Genomic DNA, 8,154 nt, shown 5'->3' on the forward strand with positions numbered 1-8,154 from the left:
GAAGCACTTTTCCGGGCTCCAGGAGCAGTGTGGCCAGAACTCGCTCCTGTATGACTCCGCCCAGCCGGAGGCGCGTCCCGTTGGACCAACCCTCAATCGGGCCAAGAATGTTGAAGCGCAGCCGAAACTCTTCCGTAGATGACACGCATCCTCCCCCTCAGCTCTGCGCACCCGCAGCGCTTCCCCAGCGCGAGGCGATCGTAGTCCCTGCCACGAGGAACTCGCGGTACCGCACCGGGAAGATTTCGGGAATGGCTCGATGAATGCTGTTCATCGACGGCAGGCCTTCGCTGCCACGGAGAGTACGGAGCGAACGGAGCGTGAGCGGACCGGGAAAGATCCTTCGCCGCGCTGTGTGTTCCGGACAGTCCTGGGCGGCCGGGTAACCGGCCATTGCGTTTTCCGAGCATGTGGAGACCGAGGAGACAATGATGAATTCCCAGCCCGCGCCCGGGCTCGACGTTCTGCTGCAGAATGCGCGCAGGCGGGCGGGACTGACGCAGGAACAGCTCGCCGGCCTTTCCACCGTGAGCGTGCGGGCCATTCGTGATTTGGAACTCGGCCGGGTTCAGCACCCGCGCAGGGAAACGCTGAAGCTCCTCGCCAATGCCATGCGGCTGAGCGACGCGCGACGTGTCGAGCTCGAACTCGCCGTCGACGCGAAGGCGGTGGGGCGCGTCTTCCAGGACATCTACGGAGTCGGCCTGGCCACGCCGCCCCCTCCGCTGCGCCCGCTGATCGGGCGGCGTCCGGAACTGGAGGCGCTGACGGCCCGGTTGCGCACGGATCACGAGCGCCTGCTGACCCTTGTCGGGCTGCCGGGAGTCGGAAAGACACGGCTCGCCCAGGAGGCCGCATCCGTGATCCACACCCGAGACCGGGTTCCGGTGCTGTGGGTATCCCTGGACGATGCGGCGGAAACCACCGGAGCGGCCCCCGGTACTCCGCAATCGACCGTGACCGGATGGGTGCGCGCACTTGTCCGCGACGGCGAGGAATTCGAGGAACTGGCCGCGCTCATAGGGTCCAAGGCCACCTTGATCGTCCTGGATGGCTACGATGCGTCACCATCTGTCACCCCTCGGCTGCTGAGTCTGCTGCGGGCCTGCGAGCGCCTGAAAATACTCACCACCACCAACCGGCCGGTCCAGCTGCCCGGTGGACGGCTGCTGCCGCTGGCCCCGCTCCCGGTGCCGACCGTTGCCGATCTCGCCGCCGAGGCGGTGGGCGGCTCCCTCGTGGCGGACCGCCATGCCATCGAGCTGACGCTCTCCCATGTCAGTTATATGCGGCCCGACTTCCTTCCCACCGACTCCGTCGTCACCACCGTTGCCCACATCTGCCGGGCCCTGGACGGAATGCCGCAGGCGCTGGAAGCCGCGGCCTCGTGGCTGCTGCTGTACTCCCCGCAACAACTTCTGGACATCGCCCGCACCACACCGCTGGTGCTGCTCGACGGGGTCACCCCGGCCGATCCCGCCGCCGGCCCCACCCTGGGCGAGCGGCTCACCGCAGCCGTGACCGGGCTCGACCCGCAGGCCGCCGAGCTGCTGCGCACGCTGGCGACGCTGGAGGACCCGTGGGCGGTGGACGATGCCGCGCGTGCCTGCGGCACCTCGCTGGCCGAAGCCGCCCGCGACGTACACGCCCTGCTGGTCCGCGGCCTGATCCGCCGGCTCCCCACGACGGCGGGCGACCCGGTCGGCTTCACCGTGCTCAACCTGGTCCGCGCGGCGCTCGACGCGGAGCGGGAGACGGCGCCCGCAGCTCTCGCCGCCGCCCTGAGCGAGTGAGTACCACCACCGCACACATCACCCCGTTCCCCGTTCCTCGCTCCACCCCGTTCCCGCCCTCATGAAAGGCACCGCACCCATGCGCAACCTGATCTCCCTCGCCGACCTGACGCCCGCCGAGCTGGACCACCTCGTCCGGCGCGCCGTCTCGTTCGGCCGGGACGGCATCGTGCCGAAGCCGCTGGCCGGACGACAGGTCGGTCTGTACTTCCGCAAGTCCTCGACCCGGACCCGTACTTCCTTCTGGAGCGCGGCGACCCGCCTGGGCGCCGACGTGATCACCTTCGGCCCGAACGAGCTGCAGCTCAGCACCGGAGAGACGGTCGAGGACACCGCCCGGGTCCTGGGCCAGTACCTGGACGCCCTGGTCGTACGCACCAACGGCGACGTGGAGGAGATCCGCAGGCTCGGAAGCAGCGCGAACCTGGCCGTCGTCAACGCCCTGAGCCTGGACGAGCACCCGACCCAGGCCATCGCCGATCTCGCCACGCTGGCGGAGGAGTTCGGCTCGCTCGACGGTCTGCACCTGCTCGCCGTCGGCGAGGGCAACAGCTCGGGCGCCGCCCTCGCCCTCGCCGCCGCCCTCACCCCCGGCCTGCGCCTCACCCTGCTGTGCCCGCAGGGGTACGAGGTGCCCAAGGAGACCCTGGACCTGGCGGCCGAACTCAGCGGCGGCAAGGCCCTGGTGAGCCAGGTCGTGACGGCCGACGAGGTCAGAGGCCCGGTGGACGCGGTGTACACCAGCCGGTGGCAGACCATGGGGGTGACGAAGGAGAACCCCGACTGGCTCAAGGACTTCGACGGCTTCCAGATCAACCGCGCGTTCCTGGACCGTTTCGCCGGCCCGCGCACCGTCGTCCTGCACGACCTGCCCGCGGTCCGGGGCGAGGAGGTCACCGACGAGGTGCTCGACGGCGCGTCCAGCCGGGCCTGGCGCCAGGCCCACCACAAGATGACCGCCGCCGCGGCGGTACTGGAATGGTGCGTGCGCGGCATCCAGAGCTGACCGCCTGCCCGACCCGACCCCACGCGACCCGCCCCCACGCGACCCGACCCCACTCCACCCGTCTCCACCCGACCCGACCCGACCCGACCCCACCCGGCTCCCGGCGGTCATGGGCCCACGCCCCATGACCGCCGGGAGTTCCTTCTGCTCTGCGCCGGTCAGCGTGCGAAAAGGGCGGGTGCGGGCGCGCCTCGCGCCTCGCACCCGCCCTTCCGGAACGGGAGAACCGATGGGTTCAGCCACCCATGGCCGCAACCACGGAACGCGGCCGCATGTCGGTCCAGTTCGCCTCGATGAATTCGCCGCATTCCTGCTTGCTGCCCTCGTCCTTCACCAGTTCCCAGCCCGCCGGCTGCTGGATCCGGGCCGGCCACAGCGAATACTGACCCTCTTCGTTGGCCAGCACTACATAGCGGCCCTGGGAGTCCTCGAACGGGTTGGTTGCCATGATTTCCACCTCGGTTGGACGAAGTTATTCGTGAAGTCGTCAGGTGTGCCTGAGTTTTTCGGCTGCATCAAAGACTAGGAGCCGCGGAACGGCGCGCCGGGCAGAAGCCCAGGCAGATCGGCGGCACCACGGACCGCGCGATCAGGCGGGCACCCGGGCCGTGCGATGCGCGTACGTGAGGGCGACCCCGGTCGCCACGGTGGCCGCGCGCACCGCGCCGAGCGCCTCGCGCACCAGCTCCGAACGCTCCACCGGCATCACCTCGATCCCTGGCTGACCTGCGCGGACAATGTTCACCGCGGCTTCCAGCACAGCGACCTGGGCCTCGCCGAGCGCTTCCCGCCGGTCGACCCGTTCCCGTACCTCCGCCAGCACGTCCGCGAGCACGTCCGCCGCACGGTCGCTGTGGCCGGTCTCTGCCATGTCATGACTCCTCGGTCGTTCGCCGGCGGTGTGCAACGGGCCGGGCGCTGAATTCTGCGGGTGCAGTGCGGCCAGTCTCACGTCCTGCCGTCCGCCCGGCACCGGGCAATCGGTCAACTGCTCCTCTGCTGCCGCCCAGTTGCCGCCGCTCACGCCGGAAACGCCTCCGGAGCGAATCTACGGTTATGGCCGAAAGGAAGTTCCGGGGCAGCCCGGACCTCTTTCTCCCCTTGTCATCCAATGATGTGGACGAAGCGAACAATGAAGCCTGCGGAATGGGCGGCTCGTCATCGATCCGGGCCGCTGGACGTTGTTGTCACCGGACTGCAATCCGATGCGCACACCTGGAATCTCATCTACATCCAACTGCTGCTCGAAGATCTCGGGCACAAGGTCGTCAATCTGGGTTCCTGCGTACCCGAGGACGAGATCGTCGAGTCCTGCTGCAAGTTCCAGCCCGACCTCCTGGTCGTCAGCAGCGTCAACGGGCACGGCTTCAACGACGCCGAACCGCTGATCGGGGCCATCCGCTCGCGCTGGGAGCTGACCGGCCTGCCCGCGGTCATCGGCGGCAAGCTCGGCGTGTCCGGGGACGGGGAGGAAGAGGCCGACGCCCTGATGAGAGCCGGATTCGACGCGGTCTTCCAGGACGGCGTCGACATCGCCGCCTTCGAGTCCTACGTCGGCTCACTGCCCATGGAGGTGGAACGATGACCGCGCCGGTCCAGGAGGCGCCCGCCGAACACCGCACCACCGTGCACCGGCGACCGCTCTCCTTCGGCCGGTTCGTCGCCGGGGCGCAGGCCAGCGGCACCCTCGTGGTGCAGCCCCGCATGGGTTTCTCCGACCCCGCGCTGATGCGGGCCGGCCTGCTGGCCACCAAGGGGGCCGCCGACGCGGTCGTCGGCACCATGACGATCGACAGCTACACCCGGGTCAACGACGAGGCGTCCGCGGCCCGCGCACTGAACGGCGGCGTCCCCCTCAACGGATTCCCCATCACCTCCTACAGCCCGCACACCTCGCGCTGGGTCCTCGAAGGTGTTTGCGACGCCGACTTCCCGGTGCAGATCCGGCACGGCTCGGCCCGCCCCCAGCGCATCGTCGCCGCCCTGGCCCAACTGGGCCTGGACGCCACGGAGGGCGGCCCGGTCTCCTACTGCCTGCCCTACGGACGCACCCCGCTCCTGGACTCCGTACGCAACTGGCAGGAGAGCTGCGACTTCCTGGCCGGACTGCGCGGCACCGGGGCGGAACCGCACCTGGAGACCTTCGGCGGCTGCATGCTCGGTCAGCTGTGCCCGCCCGGACTGCTCGTCGCGATCAGCGCGCTGGAGGCCCTCTTCTTCCACCGGGCGGGGCTGCGCAGCATCTCGCTCAGCTACGCCCAGCAGACCAACGCGGACCAGGACCGTGACGCGATGCACGCGCTGCACCGGCTGGCGGGCGAGTTCCTGCCGGACACCGACTGGCACATAGTCCTCTACACCTACATGGGCCTCTACCCGCAGACCCGGCACGGCTCCCTGGACCTCCTGGAGCGCTCGGCCGAACTGGCCGTGGAGACCGGGGCGGCCCGGCTGATCGTGAAGACGGCGGCCGAGGCGCACCGCATCCCGACCGTGGCGGAGAACGTCGAGGCCCTGCGGGTCGCCGCACGGGCCGCCGCCCGGCACCGCACGGCGACCGGCGCACACCCCCAAAACACCCCCGCCCCGTACACCGACGCGGCGGACAACGCCGTGTACGCCGAGGCCCGTGCCCTGGTCGACGCGGTACTGGATCTCGACGAGGACCTGGGCCAGGCCCTGCTGAAGGCCTTCGCCCGCGGATACCTCGACGTCCCCTACTGCCTGCACCCCGACAACGCGGGCCGCACCCGGAGTCACATCGACGGGTCCGGCCGCCTGACCTGGTCCGAGATCGGGGCGATGCCCCTCGGGCCCGTCCGCGACCGCGGCCGGCGGCTCACCGCCGCCGGGCTGTTCGACGCCCTCTCGTTCGTACAGCGCCGCCACGACCGCGCCCTTCCCCAGCACGCATCCCGCTCCCCGCTTCCCCCGGCGGCCCGTCGCCCGGCAGCCCATCGGCAGCACACCCAGGAGGTAGCACCATGACCAGCACCATCGCCGAGTCCGACGGCCGCGTCGCACCCTCGTTCCCGTCCTCTCCCGACCAGCACCTGATCGCCGAGCCGACCCGCGCCACGCTGCGGGTGCAGAGCCGCATGCTCGCGGCGACCCGCGCGTTCCTGACCGCGCAGGGGTTCCAGGAGCTGCTGCCCCCGGTCATCGGACCGGTCACCGACCCGGGCATCAGGGGCTCCAAGCAGGTGGACGTCGACTTCTACGGCCACAAGTACAAGCTGATGACCAGCGCCATCCTCTACAAGCAGGCGTCGCTGCTGGCTTTCGACAAGATCTTCTACATCGCGCCCAACGTCCGCCTGGAACCGCTGGAGACGGCCGTCACGCACCGCCACCTCGCCGAGTTCCACCAGATCGACGTGGAGATCCGCGACGCCCGCCGCGAGGACGCGATGGAGCTCGCCGAGCGGCTCGTCGCCCATGTCGTCGACGAGGTCGTCCGCGAGATGCCCGCGGACCTGGAGCTCCTCGGCCGGGACCGGGACGCCTTCCGCGAGGTGGTCCGTGGAGCGTTCGACCGCACCACGCACAAGGAGGCCACCGCGGACCTGGTGGCGCTCGGACACCCGCAGGACCCCGGCGCCGAGATCGACTGGGAGGGCGAGGAGATCCTCTCCGCGAAGACCAGCCGTCCGTTCTTCGTCGTCGACTACCCCAAGGGTTCGCGGGGCTTCTACGACCAGGAGGACGCCGACCGCCCCGGCGTCCTTCGTAACTTCGACCTCATCGCCCCCGAGGGCTACGGCGAACTGGCCAGCGGCAGCGAACGCGAGCACGACTACGCGGCCCTGGTCACCCGGATGCGCGAGACCGGCGAGAACCCCGCGAAGTACGGCTGGTACCTCGACCTGGCCCGCCGCGGCATCCCCGCCAGCTCCGGCTTCGGCATCGGCCTGGAGCGCTTCACCCGGTACGTCACCGGCCGCACCGCGGCCTGGGAGGCCAGCGCCTACCCGAAGCTCCCCGGCGTGGTGTCCGCATGAGCGCCGTACTGAGCGCTGCGGGCTTCCCCGAGGAACAGGTGCGGCACCGGGCCAGGGCCGGAGCGGCCGGGGCCTTCCCCGTGCTGGAGTCCTACGGCAGCGGCCTGCTGGGCGCGATCCCGGCCGGCCAGGACCCGTACGACCTGCTGGAGCGCGCCAGGATCGTGCCCCCGGTGTTCATGCCGGAGCGGCTGAAGAAGCTCATCGACCTGGCCCGTGAGCCGCTGTACACGGACGTCGAACTGGACACGCTGATCGGCGGGTTCGCCTCCAGGCTGCCGCTCTACGTGTCCGCGTTCGGCTCGACGCAGGTCGCCAGCCACGACCTGGGCGAGGCGGCCGGACGGCAGGCCGGACAACTCGGCATCCCGATGGTCATCGGCGAGAACGTGGTCCCGGTCAACGGCTACCGCGCCGCCGCCGACTCCGGGGTCTCCCCACTGCTCGGCCGGATCGCCGCCTACACGGCCGCCGCCGACGGCGAGCACGGCGGCGTGGTGGTGCAGCAGTCCACCGAGGACGCCGACGCCGAGGTGTGGAACCTGGTCTACAGCGACCCGGTGTCCGAGCCGCTGCTCGCCACCGGCCGGCTCGCCTTCGAGCTGAAGGTCGGCCAGGGCGCCAAGCCCGGCCTCGGCGGTCTCACGGTCCTCGGCCGCGAGGCCGGCGGCAGGGTCGCCGAACAGTACGCCATGGACCCGGTGTTCGGCGCCGACAGCGACTCGGTGCTGCGGATCAGCAGCCCCGGCACCTTCACCGAGGAGATCCTGCGCCAGCAGATCCGGCTCATGCGGAACAACTTCCCCCGCGCGAAGGTGTGGGTGAAGCTGCACCCCGGCCGCGACGTGGCCCACGCCGCGGCGACCGCCTGGGCGGCCGGCGCGGACTCCGTCACCGTGGACGGCGCCGAGGGCGGCACCGCATGGGCGCCGACCGCCTTCCTCGGCCAGGTGGGGCTCCCGCTCGGCGAGTGCCTCACCCGCATCGGCCGCACCGACCACTGCCTGCTCGCCAGCGGGCGCATCTGGGAGGGCGGCAGGGCCGCGAAGGCACTGGCGCTCGGCGCCCGCGCCGTCGGCCTCGGCCGGGCCGCACTGCTCGCCGTGGACGAGGACGCCGAAGCCGGCCTGGTCCGGCTGGTCGAGTCCATCGCCCTGGAACTCCGGCTGCTGATCAGCTCCGTCGGCAAGTACCACGCGAACGCCCTGGAAGCGGACGACGTCCTGCTGCCGAACGACGCCGCTGCGGCCCCCCGTACCGGCTGATTCCCCGCCCCACCGCCCCGCTTCGCACCAACCGCACGTCATCCACCGTGGCTCCGTCGGTCTCCCGGCACGCCGCGAGACCACGAGAT

8 protein-coding genes are annotated in these 8,154 nt (G+C 70.7%); 6 read left to right on the forward strand and 2 right to left on the reverse strand.

Annotation, left to right across the window (positions count from 1 at the left end):
• Positions 1–431 precede the first annotated feature (431 nt).
• Together OHA19_RS33850 and OHA19_RS33855 are read left to right on the forward strand one after the other, a co-directional pair.
• Positions 432–1,793 carry a helix-turn-helix domain-containing protein gene (locus OHA19_RS33850; RefSeq protein ID WP_405710325.1) on the forward strand — a complete coding sequence of 454 codons (1,362 nt, stop codon included), beginning with the start codon at positions 432–434 and terminating at the stop codon, positions 1,791–1,793.
• Between the two features lie 79 nt (positions 1,794–1,872).
• Entirely contained in the window at positions 1,873–2,799 is a 927-nt protein-coding gene (locus tag OHA19_RS33855; protein WP_405710322.1) for an ornithine carbamoyltransferase, read from the forward strand.
• Between the two features lie 235 nt (positions 2,800–3,034).
• On the opposite strand, the gene OHA19_RS33860 is transcribed toward OHA19_RS33855, so the two are convergent.
• The gene (locus OHA19_RS33860) at positions 3,035–3,247 is read right to left on the reverse strand and encodes an MbtH family NRPS accessory protein (protein WP_093549323.1); all 213 of its coding nucleotides are present in this window, start codon (positions 3,245–3,247) and stop codon (positions 3,035–3,037) included.
• A gap of 141 nt (positions 3,248–3,388) precedes the next feature.
• Complete coding sequence (locus OHA19_RS33865) at positions 3,389–3,670, reverse strand: hypothetical protein (RefSeq protein ID WP_405710318.1); 282 nt, start codon at positions 3,668–3,670, stop codon at positions 3,389–3,391.
• Positions 3,671–3,931: 261 nt separating this feature from the next.
• Here OHA19_RS33865 and OHA19_RS33870 point away from each other — a divergent pair, with 261 nt between their 5' ends.
• The 4 genes from OHA19_RS33870 to OHA19_RS33885 are packed head-to-tail and all read left to right on the forward strand — an operon-like array spanning position 3,932 to position 8,065.
• Positions 3,932–4,384, forward strand: coding sequence for a cobalamin B12-binding domain-containing protein (locus tag OHA19_RS33870; RefSeq protein ID WP_405710315.1), 453 nt, complete (start codon positions 3,932–3,934; stop codon positions 4,382–4,384).
• Positions 4,381–5,787: a methylaspartate mutase gene (locus OHA19_RS33875; RefSeq protein ID WP_405752635.1), complete on the forward strand. Its 1,407-nt coding sequence runs from the start codon at positions 4,381–4,383 to the stop codon at positions 5,785–5,787. The genes OHA19_RS33870 and OHA19_RS33875 overlap by 4 nt, the downstream gene beginning before the upstream one ends.
• Positions 5,784–6,800 (forward strand): asparagine synthetase A, encoded by a 1,017-nt coding sequence (locus OHA19_RS33880; RefSeq protein WP_405710309.1) that lies wholly within the window; start codon positions 5,784–5,786, stop codon positions 6,798–6,800. Before OHA19_RS33875 ends, OHA19_RS33880 begins: the two co-directional genes overlap by 4 nt.
• Positions 6,797–8,065, forward strand: a complete 1,269-nt coding sequence (locus OHA19_RS33885; protein ID WP_405710307.1) for a glutamate synthase-related protein — start codon at positions 6,797–6,799, stop codon at positions 8,063–8,065. Before OHA19_RS33880 ends, OHA19_RS33885 begins: the two co-directional genes overlap by 4 nt.
• Positions 8,066–8,154 lie beyond the last annotated feature (89 nt).

The organism is Streptomyces sp. NBC_00012, assembly GCF_045040875.1.
GTDB lineage: Bacteria > Actinomycetota > Actinomycetes > Streptomycetales > Streptomycetaceae > Streptomyces.

Bases quoted from the DNA above. Each gene is read 5' to 3' on its own strand.
- OHA19_RS33880 (WP_405710309.1), top strand. From the start codon at position 5,784: ATGACCAGCACCATCGCCGAGTCCGACGGCCGCGTCGCACCCTCGTTC.
- OHA19_RS33865 (WP_405710318.1), bottom strand. From the start codon at position 3,670: ATGGCAGAGACCGGCCACAGCGACCGTGCGGCGGACGTGCTCGCGGAC.
- OHA19_RS33885 (WP_405710307.1), top strand. From the start codon at position 6,797: ATGAGCGCCGTACTGAGCGCTGCGGGCTTCCCCGAGGAACAGGTGCGG.
- OHA19_RS33875 (WP_405752635.1), top strand. From the start codon at position 4,381: ATGACCGCGCCGGTCCAGGAGGCGCCCGCCGAACACCGCACCACCGTG.
- OHA19_RS33860 (WP_093549323.1), bottom strand. From the start codon at position 3,247: ATGGCAACCAACCCGTTCGAGGACTCCCAGGGCCGCTATGTAGTGCTG.
- OHA19_RS33855 (WP_405710322.1), top strand. From the start codon at position 1,873: ATGCGCAACCTGATCTCCCTCGCCGACCTGACGCCCGCCGAGCTGGAC.
- OHA19_RS33870 (WP_405710315.1), top strand. From the start codon at position 3,932: ATGAAGCCTGCGGAATGGGCGGCTCGTCATCGATCCGGGCCGCTGGAC.
- OHA19_RS33850 (WP_405710325.1), top strand. From the start codon at position 432: ATGAATTCCCAGCCCGCGCCCGGGCTCGACGTTCTGCTGCAGAATGCG.